Raw genomic sequence first — 299 nt, 5'->3', positions numbered from 1 at the left:
TTCTCGTGGCCCTTCTGCATGCGGGTGGTTTCGCGCTGGCCGCCCGTCGGCATCTGCTGGAGCCGCCGGTCCACCGCCACCAGGGAGCGCATCCGGTCGGGCAGCCGGTGAAGGCGTACCCGGCGCTGGTGGACGAGGGCGCGAGCGGGTCCGTACGGCTTTTCGAAACGGAGGCCGAGCAGGAGGGGGCGGTGCGCCAAAGCCCCCCCCACGCGGGGGGGTTTTTTTCCCCGCAGGAGGCGGGACCACCCCCCGCCGCTCCCGGTGCTCCGGAGACCAAACGAAGCAGGGCCCGCATC

Annotated in this window: 1 protein-coding gene; it reads right to left on the bottom strand. The window is 72.6% G+C overall.

Translation table 11 applies throughout. The annotated features are described in order from the left end of the window. Nucleotides 1–200, bottom strand: a 200-nt coding sequence (locus ADK52_RS12560) for a hypothetical protein (RefSeq protein WP_159045917.1), incomplete at its 3' end; no start/stop codon positions are given. Nucleotides 201–299: the final 99 nt, after the last annotated feature.

It is taken from the genome of Streptomyces sp. WM6372 (assembly GCF_001279655.1).
Lineage (GTDB): Bacteria > Actinomycetota > Actinomycetes > Streptomycetales > Streptomycetaceae > Streptomyces.
Note: the sequence above shows the minus strand (reverse complement) of the source record. Positions and strands in the feature narration are given on the sequence as shown.